13 protein-coding genes are annotated in these 21593 nt (G+C 69.0%); 5 read left to right on the forward strand and 8 right to left on the reverse strand.

Annotated elements, in window-relative coordinates; all coding sequences use genetic code 11:
• The first annotated feature begins 201 nt into the window (after positions 1–201).
• Positions 202–729 (forward strand): OsmC family protein, encoded by a 528-nt coding sequence (locus tag TSH58p_RS18150; protein ID WP_158282535.1) that lies wholly within the window; start codon positions 202–204, stop codon positions 727–729.
• 29 nt (positions 730–758) lie between these two features.
• Here TSH58p_RS18150 and TSH58p_RS18155 read toward each other — a convergent pair whose 3' ends face one another.
• The 3 genes from TSH58p_RS18155 to TSH58p_RS18165 all read right to left on the reverse strand — a co-directional run bounded on the left by TSH58p_RS18155 (position 759) and on the right by TSH58p_RS18165 (position 7790).
• Positions 759–5402, reverse strand: coding sequence for a chemotaxis protein CheB (locus TSH58p_RS18155; protein ID WP_247873786.1), 4644 nt, complete (start codon positions 5400–5402; stop codon positions 759–761).
• 501 nt (positions 5403–5903) lie between these two features.
• Complete coding sequence (locus tag TSH58p_RS18160) at positions 5904–6878, reverse strand: recombinase family protein (RefSeq protein ID WP_109067638.1); 975 nt, start codon at positions 6876–6878, stop codon at positions 5904–5906.
• Between the two features lie 492 nt (positions 6879–7370).
• Positions 7371–7790 carry a hypothetical protein gene (locus tag TSH58p_RS18165; protein WP_109067639.1) on the reverse strand — a complete coding sequence of 140 codons (420 nt, stop codon included), beginning with the start codon at positions 7788–7790 and terminating at the stop codon, positions 7371–7373.
• A gap of 180 nt (positions 7791–7970) precedes the next feature.
• Here TSH58p_RS18165 and TSH58p_RS18170 point away from each other — a divergent pair, with 180 nt between their 5' ends.
• The 4 genes from TSH58p_RS18170 to TSH58p_RS18185 all read left to right on the forward strand — a co-directional run bounded on the left by TSH58p_RS18170 (position 7971) and on the right by TSH58p_RS18185 (position 15617).
• Positions 7971–10847, forward strand: coding sequence for a DUF4347 domain-containing protein (locus TSH58p_RS18170; protein WP_109469312.1), 2877 nt, complete (start codon positions 7971–7973; stop codon positions 10845–10847).
• A 408-nt stretch (positions 10848–11255) separates the two neighbouring features.
• Positions 11256–13568: a DUF4347 domain-containing protein gene (locus tag TSH58p_RS18175; RefSeq protein ID WP_109469313.1), complete on the forward strand. Its 2313-nt coding sequence runs from the start codon at positions 11256–11258 to the stop codon at positions 13566–13568.
• A 167-nt stretch (positions 13569–13735) separates the two neighbouring features.
• On the forward strand, positions 13736–14743 hold the full coding sequence (locus TSH58p_RS18180; RefSeq protein ID WP_247873832.1) for an AAA family ATPase: 1008 nt from the start codon (positions 13736–13738) through the stop codon (positions 14741–14743).
• Positions 14733–15617 carry a ParB/RepB/Spo0J family partition protein gene (locus TSH58p_RS18185; RefSeq protein WP_109068157.1) on the forward strand — a complete coding sequence of 295 codons (885 nt, stop codon included), beginning with the start codon at positions 14733–14735 and terminating at the stop codon, positions 15615–15617. Before TSH58p_RS18180 ends, TSH58p_RS18185 begins: the two co-directional genes overlap by 11 nt.
• Positions 15618–15758: 141 nt before the next feature.
• Here the strand turns inward: TSH58p_RS18185 and pgmG are convergent, their stop codons facing one another.
• The 5 genes from pgmG to pseB form a co-directional block, all read right to left on the reverse strand.
• Complete coding sequence (pgmG, locus tag TSH58p_RS18190) at positions 15759–17162, reverse strand: phosphoglucomutase/phosphomannomutase PgmG (protein ID WP_109068156.1); 1404 nt, start codon at positions 17160–17162, stop codon at positions 15759–15761.
• A 32-nt stretch (positions 17163–17194) separates the two neighbouring features.
• Complete coding sequence (locus TSH58p_RS18195; protein ID WP_109068155.1) at positions 17195–18520, reverse strand: UDP-glucose/GDP-mannose dehydrogenase family protein; 1326 nt, start codon at positions 18518–18520, stop codon at positions 17195–17197.
• A gap of 256 nt (positions 18521–18776) precedes the next feature.
• Positions 18777–19073, reverse strand: coding sequence for a hypothetical protein (locus TSH58p_RS18200; RefSeq protein ID WP_109068154.1), 297 nt, complete (start codon positions 19071–19073; stop codon positions 18777–18779).
• A gap of 86 nt (positions 19074–19159) precedes the next feature.
• Positions 19160–20419 carry a UDP-4-amino-4,6-dideoxy-N-acetyl-beta-L-altrosamine transaminase gene (gene pseC / locus TSH58p_RS18205; RefSeq protein WP_109068153.1) on the reverse strand — a complete coding sequence of 420 codons (1260 nt, stop codon included), beginning with the start codon at positions 20417–20419 and terminating at the stop codon, positions 19160–19162.
• On the reverse strand, positions 20419–21411 hold the full coding sequence (gene pseB, locus TSH58p_RS18210) for a UDP-N-acetylglucosamine 4,6-dehydratase (inverting) (protein WP_109068152.1): 993 nt from the start codon (positions 21409–21411) through the stop codon (positions 20419–20421). The genes pseC and pseB overlap by 1 nt, the downstream gene beginning before the upstream one ends.
• Positions 21412–21593: the final 182 nt, after the last annotated feature.

Genomic DNA, 21593 nt, shown 5'->3' on the forward strand with positions numbered 1-21593 from the left:
GCGCCGCGGCGAGGGGAACCGCTTGCGGTGATCGGCCCGGCCTTCTCCGGCCGGGGTGGCCACCGCACAACCGCATCAACCGCTCAGCGGGCCATCCGGCACCGGCGGGCCCCCGGCCGGGATAACGCGCTCCCTGTTCGCCGGTCTTCCGGCACCCGGCGCGACGGGAAGACCGGCGCGACGAGAAGAAAGGACGCTGCGATGCCCAAGCCGCCCTCCCGGACCGACGGGGAAAAGAGACATCCGGACGCCGTTCGGACGCTGCGGTGCCGGACCGTCGCCGAGGATCGCTTCCAGCAACGGAACCACATCCGCGATCTTCCGGACGGCCCGCTGGTCGGGAGCGGCGGCACCCCGACCCCCTCGGAGGCGCTGTTGGCCGCCCTCGGCTCCTGTCTGTCCGCGGGCATCCACGCCGACGCCGTCGCGCGCCACATCCCGGTGCACCGGCTGGAACTGGTGGTCGAGGCGGAGATCGACAGCACGGCCGGATGGACCCTTGGCAACGCCGAACCGGGGCCGATCGGCTTCGAGGCGATCCGCGTGACCGTCCACCTGGACGCCGATGCCCCGCGCGACGTGCTGGCCGCTCTGGTCAGGCACGCGACGCTGTGGTCGCCGGTCGCCAACACCCTGCACAACCCCGTGCATCTGGACATCGCCCTGGCCGACGGCGCCCTGGCCGACGGCGCCCTGGCCGACGACGCCCCCGACACGCGTCCGGCCTGAACGTCTTCGGGCTTGAGCTTCCGGGGCCGTCAGGGGGTGGCGTCGCCGTCCGCTGCGTCGTCCGCCAACGCATTCCGCACGGCCGCCGCGAGATCCGGCGGGGCGATCGGCTTGTGCAGCAGGGAGAAGCCGCTGCGGCTGGCCTCCCGGATGCGTTCCGGCGAGGTGTCGCCGGTCAGGATGATCCCCGGCACGGCGAGTCCGAAAGCGTCCCTCAGATGCCTGATGGCATCCGCCCCGGTTTCCGCACCGGCGAGACGGTAGTCGGCGATGACCAGATCGGGCGGGCGCTGCCGGGTGAACAGCACCAATGCCGCCGCCCGGTCCACCGCGCCGAACACGTCGAACTCATACCGTTCGAGATACTGCCGGATGCTGTCGAGCACCACGGGGTCGTCGTCGATCACCAGCACACGCCGCCCGGCGCCGTCGAGCGGCGGTTCGGTGGCGGCCTCCTCCATCGCTTCGGCGTCGTCGGCGAGGGGAACGACGATTTCGAAGACCGATCCCCGGCCCGGATCCGATCGCACGCCGATCGGGTGGTGGAGCAGAAGGGCGAGGCGGTCCACGATCGACAGGCCGAGGCCAAGCCCCTGGCGGCGGTCGCGGCCGAGATTGCCGACCTGATGGAACTCCTCGAAGATCGCCTTGAGCTGCCCTTCGGGGATTCCCCGCCCGGTGTCCCAGACCTGGACGCGCACCGCGCCGCCGGCACGGCGGCATCCGATGAGGATGCGCCCGCGGTCCGTGTACTTCACGGCGTTGGCGAGGAGGTTCTGGAGGATGCGGCCCAGCAGCTTCGGGTCGCTGCGGACGGTGACGCCGGTGTCGACCGAACGCAGCGTCAGCCCCGCGGCGTCGGCGAGCGGCCCGAACTCCTCGACCAGGCGGCCGATCAGCGTGCGCAGCCGAAACGGCTTCGCCTGGACGTCGACCACGCCGGCGTCCAGACGCGACACGTGCAGGATCTCCTCCAGCATCAGGTGAAGGGCGGTCAGGGTGTTGCCCAGGCTGGTCAGCAGCCGCGCCGAGGCCGGCGGGAGATCCTGGCCGGACAGCAGGTGGTGGAACAGCACCGCGGCCTGCACGGGCTGGCGCAGGTCGTGGCTGGCGGCGGCCAGGAAACGGGTCTTGCCGGCGCTCGCCTGCTCCGCCACCGCCTTGGCGGCGTCCAGCGCCTGCCGGGCGCGGTTGCGTCCGGTCACGTCTTCGATGCCCAGCAGGATGAGCGGGCGTTCCGAGCGGCTCAGCGGGCGGGCGTTGATCTCCAGCGCGCGCGGCCCCTCGGTGTCGTGTCCGGCGGTGATCTCCAGCGCCTCGATGGTGGAGCCGTCGGCGATCATCGCCTTCAGGCGTCTTTCCAGCGCGGCGTCCCGGAACAGCCCGTCGGCCAACGCGCCCATCGGATGCCCCAGCGTCGCCTCCGGCGTGGTGGCGAACATGCGGTAGTAAGCCTGGCTGGCGGCCGCCACCGTCAGGCCGGCGTCGAGCACCAGCAGGGCCTCGCGCACGGTGTCGACGATGGATTCGGCGAAGTCGCGGGCGGTCCGCACCGCATCCTGGATGGCCGCCCGCTCCATGGCGAGGCCCAGGATGGTGGCGACGGCCTGCACGAACTCCACGTCGTCGTCGTCGAACCGGTTCGGCTGACGGCTGTACAGCGCCAGGACGGCCGGCGCCGTCGTGCCGTCGCCGCCGAAGGCGACGCCGAAGGCGACGCCGACGCCGCTGGCGATTCCGGGGGCGGGTGGACCGCCGGACACCCGCCGGTCGGTGGCGAAATCGCCGACGACGAGAGGCTGGCCGGACCGGAGGATCTGGCCGAGGTGCGACGAGGGATCGCCCGGCATCTCCCCGCGGGGCGCGGTCCCGGACTGGTCCCAGCCGCAGCCCTCCAGCATCCTCAACGTCCCGCCACCCCCCGAGGTGACGAAGATGCCGACGCTGTCGGCGCCGAACGTTTCGGCGATCAGGCTGCAAGCCGCCTGCAGCAGGGCGCCCATGGCCTCGTCGCCCAACGCCTTGCGGCCCAGGTCGGCGACCAGCTTCTGCTGCCGGACCCGCCCGGCGAGGATGGCGGCGGTGCGCTTCAGCGCCGTGACGTCGCTGAAGGTGATGACCGTCCCCTCGATCCGGTTGTCCTGGGTGCGGTAGGGATGGACCCGGCGCAGCAGCGTGTTGCCGCTCTCGGTCCGCACCTCGCGTTCCAGGGGCGACAGGGTGTCGAGGACCTTGCGGACATCGTCCATCAGTTCCGGATCGTTGAAATGGCGCGACACGTCGGTGATCGGCCGCCCGATGTCCGTCGGGATGAGCGAGAACAGGCGCGTCGCCGGGGCCGTGAAGCGCTTGATCCGCAGATCGGGCGACAGGAACAGCGTGGCGATGTCGGTGCTGGTCAGCAGGTTGGTCAGGTCGTTGGTCGCCGATTCCAGCTCGTCGACCTTCTCGTGGAGCTGGCTGTTGAGCGTGCCGAGTTCCTCGTTCAGCGACTGCAGCTCCTCCTTCGAGGTCTCCATCTCCTCGTTGGAGGATTGCAGCTCCTCGTTGATCGACAGGATCTCCTCGTTGGCCACGCGCAGGGCCTCGTTCGACGCCTCCAACTCCAGAATGGTGGCGCTCAGGTCCTCGCGGGTCACCCTCAGCTCGTGTTCGAGCTGCTCGACGACGGAGGCTTCGACGGACGCCTGCAGGTCGTCGGCGCCCCCGCCGCCGGCCGGGGATGTCGGCTCCATCACCGCGTCCCGGACGAAGGTGACCAGCAGCAGGTCCTCCCGCGCCTGCGGCGGGCGGACCGGGGCCACGGTGACGGTGAGCAGGGACAGCACGCCGCCCCGCGTCTGCCGGACCCTGCTGACGGTCACCCGCTGCCCCGACTCCAGGGCGCGCTTCACGGCGCCGCGCACCTTCAGGCGCAGGTCGCCGCGCATCATGGCCATCAGGTCCTGCGGCATCTCCCCGGTCGGCAGATCGAGGAAATCGCTGGTCGGGCCGTACAGGTAGAGGATGCGGTGCTGCTGGTCGATCAGCACGGCCGCGGGCGCATAGGCGAGCAGCAGCGCGTGCCGGGTGATCTCGGCCGGGCTGACCCGCGCCGTGACGGGCGGCACCGGGATCGTCCCCAACGACACGCCGGCGGGTCGCGGCAGGGCCGGGCTGTACCGGCGGCCGTTGCCGAGCTTGCGGTACAGGCGCCATTTCTTGGACAGCGGCGCGAACAGGTCGGTGCGGTGACCGATGGTCTCGGCCGATCCCAGGAACAGGCCGCCGCCGTCGTCCAGGCCGAAATGAAACAGGTCGAGGATCGACCGCTGGACCTTCGGGTCGATGTAGATCAGGACGTTGCGGCAACTGATCAGGTCGAGATTGGAAAAGGGCGGGTCGCTGATCATGTTCTGAACGGCGAAGGTGACCGTTTCCCGCAGCGTCCGGTTGACCTTGTAACCGGCATCGACGCGGGTGAAGAAGCGGGCCAGCCGTTCCGCCGAGACATCGACCGCGATGGTTTCCGGGTAGACGCCGGTTCGTGCGACGTCCAGCGCGTGCACGTCGATGTCGGTGCCGAACACCTTGACGTCGCAGGATCGGTTCGCCGCCACGCAGGCTTCCATCAGAAGCATGGCGATGGAGTAGACCTCCTCGCCGGTGGCGCAGCCGGGGACCCAGACCCGGATCGGCCGGTCGGAGCCGCGGCTTCGCACCAGCGGGCCGAAAATGACCTCGTTGAGGACGTCGAAGGCTTCCGGATCGCGGAAGAAGCGGGTCACGCTGATCAGGATGTCGCGCGACAGCTGCTCGACCTCGCCGGGATGGGTTCCCAGGAACTCGCGGTAGTGGCGCATGCTGTCGATCTGGTGGATGCCCATGCGCCGTTCGATGCGGCGCACCAGCGTGCGCGTCTTGTAGGCCCGGTAGTCGTGGCGGCTCCGCGCCCGCATCAGTTCGAGAATGTGGTCGAAGTCCTCCCCGTCGGATTGGGGGACTTCGGATCGGGAATCGTCGTCGTCCCCGCCGCCGTCGCGGACGTAGGGCTGGCGGACGTAGCGGAGCAGCGCCTCGGCCATCCGCTCCGGAGGCAGCACGTAATCGGCCAGACCGGTCGCGATCGCGCTGCTCGGCATGCCCTCGAACGCCGCCGTCGCGGGGTCCTGGACGACGACCAGCCCGCCGCACTCCTTGACCGCCTTCAACCCGGTCGTGCCGTCGGCCCCCGACCCGGACAGCACGACGCAGATGGCGCCCTGCGTCCACTCGGAGGCCAGGGACCGGAAGAAGACGTCGATCGGCAGCGCGGCCGCTTCGTTCGCCGCCGTGCCGAGGGCGAAGCGCCCCCGTGTCATGGACAGCGTCCGGCCCGCCGGAGCGACGTAGATGTGGTCCGCCTCGACCGGCATTCCGTCCTCGGCCGTGCGGACCGGCAACGGCGTGGCCTTTTCCAGCAGATCGACCATCAACCGTTCGTTGTTCGGCGTGCGGTGCTGAAGGACGACCAGGGCAAGCCCGCTCGCCTCCGGGACGGCCTGCAGCAGGGCGGTGATGGCTTTCAACCCGCCCGCCGACGCGCCGATCCCGACGACGGCGACCGGTCCGCCCGAACGCGTGACCGGCGTGGCTTTCCCAGGACCGGTTTGCGCGTCGTCCTGCCCGGTGAGGTCGCTGGGAGCGGTCATCATGTCCTCAAGTCCGCCGAACGGGACCCGCGCCCCAAGACCTCGGCATTGTGCGTTTCCAGCTTGCGATTCGAACGGCGCATTGATCAGCTGTCGGTATCCAAGCCGGCGGGGCCGTCGACAAACGAGTCAAAAGAGCCGGCATCGCAGGGACGTTGGAATTCAGCGCGTCTTCGCTAGGAAAGTCAACAAGCGTACGTCGTATTTCAGAGGCGCCGCTCGACTTTCATGGGAATTATTTCCCGATCCGCGAAGCGTCGACGAGACGCCCAATGGTTGCGAAGATTCCCGAGGAGTGTCCTGCGCCGACGGGACGTTTTTTTCCTGAACCGGAAGGGCGATCACCAGCCCTGGCCTCGATGGACACTTGGCATGCCGCCGTTGCTCCCGGCCGGTACGGTGATGCGACCGGCTGTGGCTATGGAGCGCGATCCGTGGTGCGCGATCCGTCTTGGGCCTTGGCCGGCGCGGCGATGGGGAGGCGATGGAAATCGACTGTCGCCGTTATGGGGTGCCTCTCAGGCTTTTGAGCGATTTGGGCGGACGGCCGCGCCGGCGAGGCGCTTCCGGTGCGGGAAGCGGCCGGTCTTCCAGAAGGCCCTGGGCGACGGCCTGCGCCAGCAGGTTCTGCACCGACGAGACCGACCAGCGCGTTTCCCCGCGGGGCGTCCGGCAACGCAGCTCTTCAAGATGCCGGGCAATGTTGGTCAGGGTTGGGTTGCCCAGCGTCCTCACCGCCGAGGCGACCAGGGTGACGAGATCGTCGCTGTCCCGCCGCCGCGGCGTACGTTCCAGCACCCGGTCGTCCACGAACCCGTCGCGCGCGAGGCGACGCACGGCGCGCGCCAGGGCCGCTCCGGTCCAAGGGCCGCCGTCGGGACGCCGCGAGCCATTTCTGGCCAGGCTGCGGGCCACGGTCGCCCAGGAATAGGCGGGGCGCATCGCGCGGACGTGAGGCAGGATGTCGTCGGCCACCCGCAGCACATCGGCGTCGCGTCGCGCCTCGCGGGCGTCGTTGACGGCGCGCACCGCCGACGCGGACCGGAAGCGCAGGCCTGGATTGCCGCCGATCCGGCCACGCTCCCTGGCCGCCTTCAGCCCGGCCTTGGTGCGCTCGCGAATGAGCGCGCGTTCGAACTCGGCCACCGCGCCGAGGATCTGCAAGGTGAAGCGGCCTTGCGGGCTGGTGGTGTCGATGGGATCGCCCAGCGAGCGGAAGCCCGCCCCTTGGGCGTCGAGGGCCTCGATGATCTCCAGAAGGTGGGCGAGCGAGCGGGCCAGCCGGTCGATGCGCACGACGACCAGCACGTCGCCGGCGCGGCAGCGCGCGATGGCACGCTTCAGCTCCGGGCGTGACCGGTCGCCGCCGGACCCATGCTCCCGGTGGATCGTCGAGCAGCCGGCCGCCTTCAGAGCGTCGAGCTGCGGGTCGGTGGTCTGCTCGTCGGTCGACACGCGGGCGTACCCGATCAGCGCCATGGCTTCGTCTCCGGTGACCGGCGCCTTTCGAACGGGAAGAGCGCCCTTGCCGGGTCATTTTACCAAAAAAGCAGACGGTACCTAACGGCCGTTTGGTAAAATATCTGGGCGTCGTGGGCCGCCGTGCGCTCCGCTGATCGATTGGAGCCGTCAGCCGGGGCGAGACAAGATGCCAAGCGGCGCCGGCCTCCAAAGCGTTGGGGCATCAGGCAAGGAACGCCTCCAGGCGGACCGTATCTTGATCTGTCTTCCTGAAAGAACGTCGGCTTTTCAACGACATGGAGCGATGTCCCGCGCGCCGACGGGGAGCTTTTCGCATGAACCGCCCGCATGTCGCACGAACCATCCGACGGTGTCGCCGAAATGGGAGGGCTTTGCGCGGCAGGCCTCCCGCAAACCAGCTTGCCAAATGGCACCTCGCACTCGGAAGTGAACGGCTGGATGACTATCATCGCGATGTGGCCGACCCAGCGCCCCGGATGGTTGCCTGCTTCAAAGATTGATGGCTGCCGAGGACAGCAAGATCGATGCGGCCGGACGCGCCTTCGCCGCCGCCCTCGACCGGCTCAAGCGCTGACAGACCCTGAACTGAACCACCTGACAACGACCTCCGCTCTTGAAGCCAATGCGGCGGATCCACGCCTCGGCAGTCCTGCGCCGCGTGCGATGGGATGCGGAAGCGATGTCCGGGATGAGCGTCATGATCGCGGCGAAGGCGCAGAAGGCTGCGGCCTGGTCGGGGGGCTTAGCGCGAAGGAGAGGGTGGCGCATCCGTGTCACCGCCGCCGCCCGCCGCGCCTTCGAAATACGCTCCGGCAATATCGATTGCGCCCGTTCCTCACCGCACGAGGCGTCGATCCATCCAAAGGACTTAAGTTGTCCTAAAGTGATGGTTCTGATGAAGGCCTCCATATGGAATGGATATCAATAGAACTGGCGTTTTTTATGAGGAGTAGGAGTTATTCCTTATTAGGAACTTGCGGGAATATGCCTTGGGAATTCATGTCATAGGAAGTCGCACGCTTTGCCATATACGCGGGCGGGGCGCCCGGTCATCCCAACGATCACAACAAAATTTACGGAGAGTTTCCCTTGAACGAAGTCATCATCGCGGACGCTGGGCTTGAGGATCTCGACGGGCTGCTCAGCCACCGCCGTCCCGACGTTCAGGTTACGCTCGTCTCCGCCACCGACGATGGCCATGCCGTGCTGGCCGCCGCCCTCGCCGCCCGTCCGTCCGTCCTGCATCTGGTCGCCCATGGCGAGCCGGGACGGGTCCTGCTGGGCGCCCAGCCGCTGGACGCGCGGTCGCTGCTCGACCGCTCCTGGCCGGACGCGCGCGGCACCGAGATCCACCTCCACGCCTGCCACGCCGGCGCGGGCGCCGAGGGCCGCCTTCTCCTCGACCGGCTGGCCGCCGCCACGGGCGCCGCGGTCGCGGCCTCCTCGGGTCCCGTCGGTCCGGCGGCGCGCGGCGCCTCCTGGAAGCTCGACGTGCGCACCGCGCCGGTGTTTACCCCCTCCCCCTTCGCCGGGGTCGAGGGCGCCGGCGCGCGCGGCTGGGCTCATGAACTGGCCGTGACCGGCACCCCGACCGACGGCAACGACACGCTGACCAGCGATGACGCCGCGGACAACATCGCTGGCGGCGCGGGCAACGATATCCTGATCGGCAACGGCGGCAACGACACGCTGATCGGCGGCATCGGCCACGACACCATGGACGGCGGCGCGGGGGCCGACGTGTTCGACGGCGGCGACGGCTTCGACGTCGTCACCTACGAGAACGCCACCTCCGGCATGGTCATCGACATCGGCAACCCGGCGAACAGCACGGGCGACGCCGCCGGTGACACCTTTACTGGCATCGAGCGCTGGATCGGCTCCAACTACGCCGACACCATGGTGGCCGGCAACGACCCCGTGTGGTTCTGGGGGCACGCGGGCGACGACGTGGAGATCGGCGGCGCCGGCAACGACACGATGGAGAGCGGCGACGGCAACGACACCGTCTATGGCGGCGCCGGTGACGACCAGATCTACAGCCGCGCCGACAACGACGTGCTCTACGGCGAGGACGGCAACGATCTGATCTACGGCGGCTGGGGCAACGACATGCTCGACGGCGGCGCCGGCAACGACACCCTGTTCGGTGAAGGGGACGCCGACACCATCAACGGCGGCGATGGCGACGACAGCCTGGACGGCGGCCAGGGCAACGATCTGATGAACGGCGGCGCCGGCAACGACACGCTGATCGGCGGCATCGGCCACGACACCATGGAGGGCGGCGCCGGTGCCGACGTGTTCGACGGCGGCGACGGCTTCGACGAGGTGACCTACGCCAACGCCACCTCGGGCGTCGTGCTGGATCTGCGCAATCCGGCGAACAGCACCGGCGACGCCGCGGGCGACACCTTCACCAACATCGAGCGCTGGATCGGCAGCGAGTTCGACGACCGGCTGGTCGGCAACGACGACGGCGTCTGGTTCTGGGGCCATGGCGGCAACGATGTCGAGATCGGCGGCGCCGGCAACGACACGATGGAAAGCGGTATCGGCAACGACACGATCTACGGCGGCGGCGGCGACGACCGGGCCTTCGGACGGGCCGACGACGACATGCTGTACGGCGAGGCCGGCAACGACCTGCTGGCCGGCGGCGGCGGCAACGACATGCTCGACGGCGGCACCGGCAACGACACGCTGATCGGCGACTGGGGCGTCGACACGATGATCGGCGGCGACGGCGACGACGTCTTCTACAGCGGCGCGCACGACCCCCTGCCGGAGGCCGACATCATCCAGGGCGGTGCCGGCAACGACACCTTCATCATCGCCGCGCAGAGCGACGCCGGCACGGTCTCCTACGACGGCGGCGACGGCACCGACACGCTGCGCATCAGCTCCGACAACGTCGCCGATCCGGAAAACAAGATCACCACGGCGACGCCGCAGATCGACATCTCCGGCATGACCCTGACCAGCGTGGAGAGGCTGGAACTGGTCGGCAGCGTCCGCCACACGGTGACGATGACCGCCGCCCAGGCCAACGGCTTCGCCAGCATCACCGGCGCCACCGGCGGCGACGTCTTCTCCATCACGGGCACGGCGATGGCCGGCGCGGTGACCGCCGGCAACGGCAGCCAGCTCGGCGCCGGGCAGGCGCAGGCGGAGACGGTGAACGGGGTCACCTACCTGCGCATCGGCACCGATGCCACGGCGGGCGCCGACGTGACGCTGCGCTTCGCCGGCGGCTTCACGGCGGACCAGTTCCAGGTCAGCGGCAGCGGGATCACTCTGAGCGGGACCCCCTCGAACCCGCCGACCACGGAGCCGCCGACCACCACCCCGCCGACGACCGAGCCGCCGACCACGACGCCCCCGACGACGGAACCGCCGACCACCACCCCGCCGGTCGACGATCGTCCTTCGACCGCCATGCAGCGCATCGTGGACGGCGTGACGGAGGACGTGAAGGCCTACGCCTATGAAGGCCCGGTTTCCACCCTGCAATGGACCTTCCTGGGCGACTCCCGCGGCGAGGTGCTGGGCGGATCGGACGGCAACGACTTCCTGAACCTGCTGGGCGGCGACGACGCGGCCGCGGGCGGGGCCGGCGACGACGTGCTGGACGGCGGCTCGGGCTCCAACTGGCTGATCGGCGGCTCGGGCAAGGACACCTTCTTCGTCGACGGCCGCGGCACGGAGGTCACCTGGTCCACCGTCACCGACCTGGAGCAGGGCGAGTGGTCCACCCTCTGGGGCTACAAGGAAGGCACCTCCACGCTGCGCTGGGAGGAGATGGACGGCGCCGAGGGCTACAAGGGCGCGACGGTCCATTGCGACATCGACGGCAACGGCACCATCGACGCCAGCATGACCTTCGCCGGCAAGTCCGTGGGCGCCATGACCATGACGACGGGCACCATGGGCGATCAGAACTACATCGCCTTCATCAGCCTGTGATCTGAAGCGGTCCGAAACGCGCCGGCCTGGAGGATGACTCCAGGCCGGCGTTTTCTTGACGGCAGCGCCAGAGGCGGCACCCCGTCCGGATGGCCGGATCCCCCAAAATCGCAGATCCTCTCATCTCATTTTCCGCCTCTCCCCCTTGAAGTGTAATATCTGTGTCCGCGAGCCATATATACATGAAAAATCATAGGACGTTGAGATTCGCCTTTATCTTGCAAGATAACCCAACAACTAAGTTTCATTGAAGACGACGTGTTATTTCTTCTTGGGCAATTGCAGAAACCATCTCCGAAAGCGCATGTGATTGGGTGTCGCGCTTCCCCGTATCCGCGAACCCCCGCAACCGCGAACAATGCGATCGGGCGCCCCAGCGATCACCACAGAATGCACGGAGAGTTTCCCTTGAACGAAGTCATCATCGCGGACGCTGGACTTGAGGATCTCGACGGGCTGCTCAGCCGCCGCCATCCGGACGTCCAGGTCATGCTCGTCTCCGCCGCCGACGATGCCCACGCCGTTCTGGCCGAGGCGCTCACCGCCCGTCCGTCCGTCCTGCATCTGGTCGCCCATGGCGAGCCGGGACGGGTCCTGCTGGGCGCCCAGCCGCTGGACGCGCGGTCGCTGCTCGACCGCTCCTGGCCGGACGCGCGCGGCACCGAGATCCACCTCCACGCCTGCCACGCCGGCGCGGGCGCCGAGGGCCGTCTTCTCCTCGACCGGCTGGCCGCCGCCACGGGCGCCACGGTCGCGGCCTCCTCGGGGCTGGTCGGCCCGGCGGCGCAGGGCGCCTCCTGGACGCTCGACCAGAGCACCGCGCCGGTCGTCGCCCCCTCCCCCTTCGCGGCTGTCGAGGGCTGGACTCATGTCCTGGCCGTGACCGGCACCACGACGGCGGGCCCCGACCTGCTGACCAGCGATGACGAGCCCGATGTGATCGAAGGCGGGGCCGGCAACGACACGCTGATCGGCGGCGGCGGCAACGACACGCTGATCGGTGGCGCGGGTGCCGACGTGCTGAACGGCGGGGCGGGCTTCGACGAGGCGTCCTACGAGACCGCGACCTCCGGCCTCGTGCTGGACCTGCTGACCCCGGGCAACAGCACGGGCGACGCCGCGGGCGACACCTTCATCGACATCGAGCGCTGGGTCGGTTCCAACTTCGACGACACCATGGTGGCCGGGAACGACCCCGTGTGGTTCTGGGCCCATGACGGCGCCGACCTGGTGACCGGCGGCGCCGGGAACGACACGCTGGAGAGCGGCAACGGCAACGACACCGTCCATGGCGGGGCCGGCAACGACCAGATCTTCGGGCGGGCCGACGACGACATGCTCTATGGCGACGACGGCGACGATCTGCTGGTCGGCGGCGGCGGCAAGGACAGCCTGATGGGCGGGGCCGGCAACGACACGCTGGTCGGCGACTGGGACGCCGACACGATGATCGGCGGCGACGGCGACGACGTCTTCTACAGCGGCGAACATGGCAACATGGATGAGGCCGACGTCATCCAGGGCGGCGCCGGCAACGACACCTTCATCATCGCCGCGCAGGGCGATGCCGGCACGGTCTCCTACGACGGCGGCGACGGCACCGACACGCTGCGCGTCAGCTCCGACAACGTGACCGATCCGGAAGGCAAGATCACCACGGCGACGCCGCAGATCGACATCTCCGGCATGACCCTGACCAGCGTGGAAAACCTCGATCTGGTCGGCAGCGTGCGCCACACGGTGACGATGACCGCCGCCCAGGCCAGCAACTTCACCAGCGGGGTGACCGGGGCCATGGTGGGCGACGCCTTCACCATCACCGGCACGGCCATGACCGGAACGGCCAACGCCGGCAACGGCAGCCAGCTCGGCGCCGGGCAGGTCCAGGCGGAGACGGTGGACGGCGTCACCTTCCTGCGCATCGGCACCGACGCCACCGCGGGCGCCGACGTGACCCTGCGCTTCGTCGGCAGCTTCACCGCCGGGCAGTTCCAGCTCAACGGCGACACCGTCACGCTGATCGACGCGCCCCCGACCACCGAACCGCCGACCACCGAGCCCCCGACGACGGAACCGCCGACCACCACCCCGCCGACGACCGAGCCCCCGACCACGGAACCGCCGACCACGACGCCGCCCACGACGGAGCCGCCGACCACCACCCCGCCGGTGGACGACCGCCCCTCCGCCGCCATGCAGCGCATCGTGGACGGTGTGACGGAGGACGTGAAGGCCTACGCCTACGAAGGGCCGGTGTCCGACCTGCAGTGGACCTTCCTGGGCGACTCCCGCAGCGAGGTGCTGGGCGGGTCGGACGGCAACGACTTCATCAACCTGCTGGGCGGCGACGACGCGGCCTGGGGTGGCGCCGGCGACGACGTGCTGGACGGCGGCTCGGGCTCCAACTGGCTGATCGGCGGCACGGGCAAGGACACCTTCTTCGTCGACGGCCGCGGCACCGAGACCACCTGGTCCACCGTGGTCGATCTGGAGCAGGGCGAGTGGGCCACGATGTGGGGCTATCAGGAGGGGGTCTCGAAACTCTCCTGGGAGGAGATGGGCGGCGCCGAAGGCTACAAGGGCGCGACGGTCCATTGCGACATCGACGGCAACGGCACCATCGACGCCAGCATGACCTTCACCGGCAAGGCCGTGGGCGCGATGACCATGACGACCGGCACCATGGGCGACCAGAACTACATCGCCTTCATCAACCTCTAAGCTGAGGCCGTCCGAAACGCGCCGGTCCGGGGGATGCTCTCCCCTGGGCCGGCTTTTTCCTGTTGATGCCGGCTGTTGATGCAACGGTGGTGACCGTCAACCTTGACCGATTCGGGGCTCCGTCGTATCGGTTGAACACGGCAAGCGCATTCGCTGTGGAGGTTGACGTGCGTGGCGAAGACATGAGGCTCCTGCGCGAGGAGCGCAAACTCTCACAGCCGGATTTCGCGGCCTGGCTGAACGAGCGGCTGGAGCGGCGCTATGACCGCTCCAAGATTTCCCGCTGGGAAAGCAACAGCGAGAAGATCCCGGACGCGGTGGTCCGCTTCCTCCTGAAGGAGACGGCTGTGGTGGACGGCAAGCATGGCCCGGCGCTGGTCATCTGCCTTGCCAACCAGAAGGGCGGGGTCGGCAAGACCACCTGTACGGTGAACACCGCCAGCATCCTGGCGCGCGAGGGCTACCGCGTGCTCATCATCGACGCCGACCCGCAGGCCAACGCCACGGCGCATCTCGGCATCGACCTGATCGAGTATGAGGAGGGCCGGCGCAAGTCGCTCGCCCATGTGCTGCGCGAGGAGGTCGCCGTCGAGGACATCGTCGTCCCGGTCGGCGACATCGGGCTGGAGATCGCCCCGTCGAGCATCGAGCTGGCGTCCGTCGAGGTGGAGCTGACCGCCGATCCCAGCGGCCCCATGGCCCTGCGGGAGCGGCTGCAGGACGCGCGGGCGTCCTATGACTTCATCTTCATCGACTGCCCGCCGAACCTGGGCCAATGCACCGCCAACGGGCTGGTGGCGTCGGACCTCATCGTCATCCCCTGCCAGACCGAGTATCTGTCCTCCATCGGCGTGAACCATCTGCTGAAGACGATCAACAAGCTGAAGCGGCGCTGCCACCCCAGCCTCGCCGTCCTGGGCATCCTGCCGACCATGCACAACGCCCGGCTGAACCAGCATCAGGTGACCCTGGAGCAGCTCCACAGCGCGCTGGGCGGCACGCTGCGCATCTTCCCGCCGGTGCCGCGGGCGACCATCTACGGCGACGCGGCGCTTGCCGGCCGCGCGGCCCTGGAGGCGGTGCCGGACGCCCCGGGAGCCTCGTCCTACCGGGCGCTCGCCGATGCCATCGTGGTGGAGCGGCGCAAGCGTGTGGAGGTGGCCAATGTCGCGTAAGCTCGGAACCGGGAACCTCGCCCGGCTGAACGCCATGAGCCGTGGCGCGCTCGCCGTTTTCGCGGAGCCGGAGCAGGGCGTGCGGCTCGTCTACCCCGACGTGGACTGGATCGAGGCCAACCCCGACCAGCCGCGCCGCCGCTTCGACGAGGCGGAACTGGCCGCCCTCACCGACTCCATCCGCAAATACGGACTTCAGCAGCCGATCGGCGTGCGGGAGCTGGGGCCGAGCCGCTTCCAGCTCGTCTTCGGCGAACGTCGCCTGCGCGCGGTCCGCGCGCTCGGCCAGCAGACGGTCCCCTGCATCCTCGTGCCGGACGGCGTCGACACCGCCGAGGTGGCGGTCGTGGAAAACGTCCTGCGCTCCGACCTGACCCCTTTCGAAGAGGCCGACGCCTTCGTGGCGCTCGTGGAGAGGCACGGCTATTCGCACGCCGACCTCGGCCAGATCATGGGGCGCGACAAGGCGGAGATCACCCGGACCCTCGGCCTGACCAAGATCGCCCCGGCGGTGCGGGAGCGCTACGAGGGGGCCGAGAAGAGGATTGCCCGCTACAAGCTCTACCAGATCGCGGCACTCGACGACGCGGACGCCCAGATGCGCCTTCTGGACAGCCTGACCAACGACCAGCCCCTGCCGGAGCCCCGCGCGCTCGGTGCTGCCGCAACGGGCCCGCGGGACGAGCCGGAAGCGGTGTTGAGCGCCTTCAGCCTGCGCGTCTCCCGCAACATCCTGCGCACCCGGGAGGCCTTGCACGCTTTCCAGGAGAAGCCGAAGCGGTTGGAGGATGTGGACCGCGAAGTGCTGCGCGACCTGCGCCGCTCCATCGACGCGATCCTGAACGGTGAGAATGAGGGCGGTGAGAACGGCTGACCGGAGCCGGTGAGAATTCTCACCGGTCCCTTTCCCTCGCGCGGAGCGGTGAGAATTCTCACCGGCTGCTTTCCGGGACCCACGCAAAGAAAAAGGCCCTTCCCCGCATCCACGGGGAAGGGCCTTTTTCGTTCCGCCCGATCAGTGGGCGCTGCCGCCGTCCTCGAAGGAGGGGGCCTGGAGGCCGGAGGCTTCCAGCTGGGCAACGACCATGCCTTTCAGCCGCTCCAGCCCTTCGGGCGTGCCCGACTCCGCGCGGGCGACCAGAACGTCCTGGGTGTTGGAGGCGCGCAGCAGCCACCAGCCGTCCGCCGTCTTCACGCGCACGCCGTCGATGTCGTTGACGTCCGCACCCTCGTCCTTCAGCCGGCCCTTGACCTCCTGGACGACCTGGAACTTGCGCTCCTCGCTCACCTGGAAGCGGGTTTCCGGCGTGTTCACCACCGGCGGCAGGCGGTCGCGCAGCTCCGACAGCGGCTGGTTCAGCTTGCTGACCAGCCCGATCAGCCGCACCGCGCAGTACAGCGCGTCGTCGAAGCCGTACCACTTGTCGGCGAAGAAGATGTGGCCCGACATCTCGCCGGCCAGCGGAGAGCCGAGTTCCGCCATCTTCGCCTTCAGCAGCGAATGGCCGGTCTTCCACATCAGCGGGGTGCCGCCGAGCCGGGCGATCTCGTCGAACAGCGTCTGGCTGGCCTTCACGTCGGCGATGATCGTCGCGCCGGGGTGGCTCTTCAGCACGTCGGCGGCGTAGATCGCCACCAGCTGGTCGCCCCACACCACGCGGCCCCGGTGATCGATGGCGCCGATGCGGTCGCCGTCGCCGTCGAAGCCGATGCCGATGTCGCAGCCGTTCTCCGCCACCGCCTTCTTCAGGTCGACGAGGTTCTTCTCGACCGTCGGGTCCGGATGGTGGTTGGGGAAGTTGCCGTCGATCTCGTCGAACAGCAGGATGTGCTTGCCCGGCAGCTTCGCGGTCAGGCGGCGCAGGATCTCGCCGGTGGCGCCGTTGCCGGCGTCCCAGGCGATGGTCAGGTCGCGGGTGCCGTCATAGTCGCGCAGCAGGCGCTCCACGTAGGCGTCCTTGATGTCGACCTGTTCCGAGGAGCCCTCGCCCGACGCATAGTCGGCCTTCGACGCGATGATGCCGAGGTCGAGGATCTGCTGGCCGTAGACCGGCCCCTTGCCCAGCATCATCTTGATGCCGTTGTAGTCCGGCGGGTTGTGGGAGCCGGTGATCATGATGCCGGCCGCCGCCTCGCGGTCGCGGGTGGCGAAATACAGCATCGGGGTGGGGCCGAGCCCGATCCGCAGCACATGCAGGCCGCAGGCGACCAGGCCCTCCACCATGGCGGCTTCCAGCTCCGGCGAGGACAGCCGGCCATCGTAGCCGACGCAGACGGTCTTCCCGCCGCCGCGGGCGACCACGGTGCCGAAGGCCCGTCCGACCGCGCGGGCGTCCGCCGCGGTCAGGGTGCTGCCGACGATGCCGCGGATGTCGTACTCGCGCAGCACGGTCGGATGGAAGATGTGGGCTTCGCTCATGGTCTCGACGGACCTCCTTGAACCGGATCGCTTCAGACGGTCGGAGACGGCGCCGTGGGCCGCCCGATGGAGGAATAGGCGAAGCCGGCGGCCGCCATGTCCCCCGGATTGTAGACGTTGCGCAGATCGATCATGACCGGCTCCTTCAGCAGGGTCTTGACCCGTTTCAGATCCAGCGCGCGGAACTCGTTCCATTCCGTCAGGATGGCCACGCAGTCGGCTCCCTCCAGGGCGCCGTAGGCGTCCTGCGTCCACTGCACGCCGGGCAGCAGCTTTTCGGCCTCGTGCATGCCGGCGGGGTCATAGGCGCGCACGATGGCGCCGGCGGCCTGGAGCGCCGGGACGATGTCCAGCGACGGGGCGTCGCGCATGTCGTCGGTGTTGGGCTTGAAGGTGACGCCCAGAACGCCGATCGTCTTGCCGGCCACCGACCCGCCGCAGGCGGCGACGATGCGCTCGGCCATCTGCTTCTTGCGCTTGTCGTTGATGTCGACGACCGTCTCGATGATGCGCAGCGGGCTGCCCACCTGCTGGGCGGTGCGCACCAGGGCCAGCGTGTCCTTGGGGAAGCAGGAGCCGCCGTAGCCCGGACCGGGGTGCAGGAACTTCTTGCCGATGCGCCCGTCCAGCCCGATGCCGCGGGCCACGTCATGGACGTTGGCGCCCACCTTCTCGCACAGGTCGGCGATCTCGTTGATGAAGGTGATTTTCGCGGCCAGGAAGGTGTTGGCGGCGTATTTGGTCAGCTCCGCCGTCTCGAGCGAGGTCAGGACGATCGGCGTCTCGATCAGGTAGAGCGGGCGGTAGAGGCGGCGCATCACCTCGGCGGCGCGCTCCGAACTGGTGCCGATCACCACGCGGTCGGGCCGCATGAAGTCGCCGATGGCCGAGCCTTCGCGCAGGAACTCCGGGTTGCTCGCCACGTCGAAATCGGCGTCGGGGTTGGCGCGGCGGATGATCGCCTGGACCTCGCGGCCCGTTCCGACCGGCACGGTCGACTTGTTCACCACCACCGTGTAGTGGTCGAGGTTGGCGGCGACCTCCTCGGCGGCGGCGTAGACGTAGGAAAGATCGGCGTGGCCATCGCCGCGCCGGGTCGGAGTCCCCACCGCGATGAACACGGCGTCCACGCCAGCCATGGCTTCCTTCAGGTCGAGCGTGAAGGAGAGGCGCCCGGCGGCGACGTTGCGCGCGACCAGTTCATCCAGGCCCGGCTCGTAGATCGGAATTTCGCCGCGCTTCAGGCGCTCGATCTTGCCGGCGTCCTTGTCGACACAGGTGACGTGGACGCCGAATTCCGAAAAGCAGGCGCCGGACACCAGCCCGACATAGCCCGTACCGATCATTGCGATGCGCATGAGGAACCCTTGTTGTCAACGTCCATAAGACCGCCCGTTTCTGGGATGAAACCGACCGGCGCCCGCCTTCCATGGCGGCCGGCCTGATCGGGACAGCCGTGATGGGAACATCACTCCGCGGCGGGCCGCCGCATGGGTCGCGTGCCTTCATCCAAGGCCGGAAGCCGATTCCGATCCGTTTCGCCGGAGGCGGACACGCCGTGGCTTGCTTCGCGGGCGCCCGCCCCCGCAGAACCGACTGGAAACGCCGTGTGGCTCAGATCGCCTGGAGATAGGCGGGGTCCAGGGCGCCGTGGCGGAACGGTATCCAATCCTTGTGGTCAGCCCGGTACTGCAGACCGTAGGGGTTCTTGAAGAAGATCTTCTGCAGCGGCTGGCCGCCCTCGGCGCGGGTGCGCTCCAGGTCGATCAGGGGCGAGGCGGCGAAGACCTTCTCCCACAACTCGGCATTGTCCACGTCGCGGCCCGCGTTCTTCACATAGTCGCGCGCGGTGTCGCTCAGTTGCCAGGCCTCTTCGACCATCGCGTAATAGTCCACAGTACCCTCGGCCATGACCCTGCTCCGAAGCATTCCAGATGACGCTTGGCATAGCGCATTTTTGGAAGAGAGAAAACTGTCCAGCAAGGACGCATGGGTTGTCATGCCGAAGCGGACAGGCCGAGCGTTTCGGTGAGAGCCGTGGCGACCCGATCCACATCGGCATCGGCCATGACCGGAAACAGGGGCAGCGACAGCGTCCGGGCGTAATGGGCGTCGGCGCCGGGCAGGGCGAGGTCGCCGCAGCGGTCGCGCCAATAGGGCTGCCGATGGACCGGGATGTAATGGACCTGGGTGCCGATGCCCCGCTCCCGCAGGCCGGCCATGACCTGCGCCCGTGTCCGCCCGGCGGCGGCGAAGTCGATGCGGACGGCGCAGAGATGCCAGGCCGGGCGGCACCAGGGCGCGCGGGCCGCGGGCAGGAGCAGGGGGGCCAGCGGGGCCAGCCGTTCCGCGTAGAGGTCCATCAGATGGCGCCGCCGTTCCACGAAGGCGTCCAGCCGGGCCAGTTGGCTGAGCGCGAGCGCCGAGTGGATGTCGGTCAGGCGGTAATTGAATCCCGGTTCCGCCATCTCGTAGTACCAGGGATTGGGGGTTCCGTCGGCGGCGAACGCGGCCTCGCGGTCCTTGAAGCTTGCCGGATCCCGCTCCATCCCGTGATTGCGGAAGCGGCGCAGGCGGGCGGCGAGAACCGGATCGTTGGTGGTGACAGCCCCTCCCTCGCCCGCCGCGATGGTCTTCACGGGATGGAAGGAGAAGGCGGTGAGCGTGCCGAAGCCGTTGGAACCGACCGGCAGGGACCGCCCGTCCGGCGTCACGTCCACGCTGCCGATGGCGTGGCAGGCGTCCTCGACCACCGCCAGCCCGTGGCGGGCGGCGAGCCCGGCGAGCCCGGCCATGTCCGCGGTCTGCCCGGCGAAATGCACGGGCGCCAGGGCGCGCACCCGCCAGCCGGCGCGGGCGGCCCGTTCGATCGCCGCCTCCGCCTGTTCCGGCCCCATCAGGCCGGTGTCGGGATCGACGTCGGCGAAGGCGACCTCCGCCCCCACGTAACGGGCGGCGTTGGCGGTGGCGAGGAAGGTGACGGCAGGCACCACCACCGCGTCGCCGGGGCCGAGCCCCAGCGCGAGGGTGGCCAAGTGCAGGGCGGCGGTCCCGTTGGCGCAGGACACCGCATGGGCCGCCCCGGTGCGCTCGCACAGCGCCCGTTCGAAGGCCTCCACCGCCGGGCCCTGGGTCAACCAGTCGCCGCGCAGGACGGCGGTGACCGCGTCGATGTCGCTCTGGTCGATGTCCTGACGCCCGTAAGGCAGGAAGGGGGCCAGGGAGAGGGGCGGAGGGGCTGAGTCCGGCCCGCCCATCACGGGGCTTCCGCGATCAGCCGCATCAGCCGCGCGCCGTCCAGCCAGTCGGTGTTGGTGTCGCTGGCGTAACGGAAGCCGTCGGGGACCGGCTGTGCGCCCAGCCGCCGGTAGGGCTCGTGCGTCCAGAAGGCGAAGGCCGGCTCGATGACGAAGCGGTCCGGCAGCTCGAAGGTCTGGCGGGAATCATCCTCGGTGATCATCACCTCGTGCAGCTTCTCGCCAGGGCGGATGCCGACCGGCTTGTGCGGAAGCTGCGGGGCCATCGCGCGGGCCAGATCGGTGATGCGCATGCTGGGGATCTTGGGCACGAAGATCTCGCCGCCCTGCATCATCGCGATGCAGGAGACGACGAAATCCACCCCGTGCTGCAGCGTGATCCAGAAGCGGGTCATCCGCTCGTCGGTGACCGGCAGGGATTCCGCGCCTTCCGCGATCATCCGGCGGAACAGCGGGATCACCGACCCGCGGGACCCCACCACATTGCCGTAGCGCACCACCGAGAAGCGCGTGCCGAGCGAGCCCGACAGGTTGTTGGCGGCGATGAAGATCTTGTCCGAGGCCAGCTTGCTGGCGCCGTAGAGGTTGACCGGGTTGGCCGCCTTGTCGGTGGACAGCGCGATCACCCGCTTCACGCCGGTGTTCAGCGCGGCCCGCACCACGTTCTCCGCCCCATAGACGTTGGTGTGGATGCATTCCATGGGGTTGTATTCGGCGGCGGGCACATGCTTCAGGGCGGCGGCGTGGACGCACACGTCCACCTCGCGCATGGCCAGTTCCAGCCGCTCGCGGTCGCGCACGTCGCCGATGAAGAAGCGCAGCGTGGACGCCCATTCGGGGCCGAGCTGCTGCTGCATCTCGTACTGCTTGAACTCGTCGCGGGAGAAGACGATGACCCGCCGCGGGCTGGCGTGGCGCAACACTGTTTCCACGAAGCGCCGCCCGAAGGAGCCGCTTCCCCCCGTCACCAGGATCGACTGGCCCTTCAGCATGTCGAACCCGGAGTGCCGGGAGTCGGTCGGCGATTCGTTCGGACGGTCAGGTTGCTGCATGGTCGGGGCGCCCGCGCTTCGTGGTTCGTCTAAGCAGGTATGCCCAGATCGGGCCATTCGACCGACCTTAGCCCGAGACCCCTAGCAGTGGGTTAACATTCCGGCAAGGAATTCGCGGACGC

Source organism: Azospirillum sp. TSH58, assembly GCF_003119115.1.
Classification (GTDB): domain Bacteria; phylum Pseudomonadota; class Alphaproteobacteria; order Azospirillales; family Azospirillaceae; genus Azospirillum.

Excerpts from the sequence above, each read along its gene's own strand:
- pgmG (WP_109068156.1), bottom strand. The coding sequence starts at position 17,162 with ATGAGCGAAGCCCACATCTTCCATCCGACCGTGCTGCGCGAGTACGAC.
- TSH58p_RS18195 (WP_109068155.1), bottom strand. The coding sequence starts at position 18,520 with ATGCGCATCGCAATGATCGGTACGGGCTATGTCGGGCTGGTGTCCGGC.
- TSH58p_RS18155 (WP_247873786.1), bottom strand. The coding sequence starts at position 5,402 with ATGATGACCGCTCCCAGCGACCTCACCGGGCAGGACGACGCGCAAACC.
- TSH58p_RS18160 (WP_109067638.1), bottom strand. The coding sequence starts at position 6,878 with ATGGCGCTGATCGGGTACGCCCGCGTGTCGACCGACGAGCAGACCACC.
- TSH58p_RS18200 (WP_109068154.1), bottom strand. The coding sequence starts at position 19,073 with ATGGCCGAGGGTACTGTGGACTATTACGCGATGGTCGAAGAGGCCTGG.
- pseC (WP_109068153.1), bottom strand. The coding sequence starts at position 20,419 with ATGGGCGGGCCGGACTCAGCCCCTCCGCCCCTCTCCCTGGCCCCCTTC.
- TSH58p_RS18150 (WP_158282535.1), top strand. The coding sequence starts at position 202 with ATGCCCAAGCCGCCCTCCCGGACCGACGGGGAAAAGAGACATCCGGAC.
- pseB (WP_109068152.1), bottom strand. The coding sequence starts at position 21,411 with ATGCTGAAGGGCCAGTCGATCCTGGTGACGGGGGGAAGCGGCTCCTTC.
- TSH58p_RS18165 (WP_109067639.1), bottom strand. The coding sequence starts at position 7,790 with ATGGAGGCCTTCATCAGAACCATCACTTTAGGACAACTTAAGTCCTTT.
- TSH58p_RS18185 (WP_109068157.1), top strand. The coding sequence starts at position 14,733 with ATGTCGCGTAAGCTCGGAACCGGGAACCTCGCCCGGCTGAACGCCATG.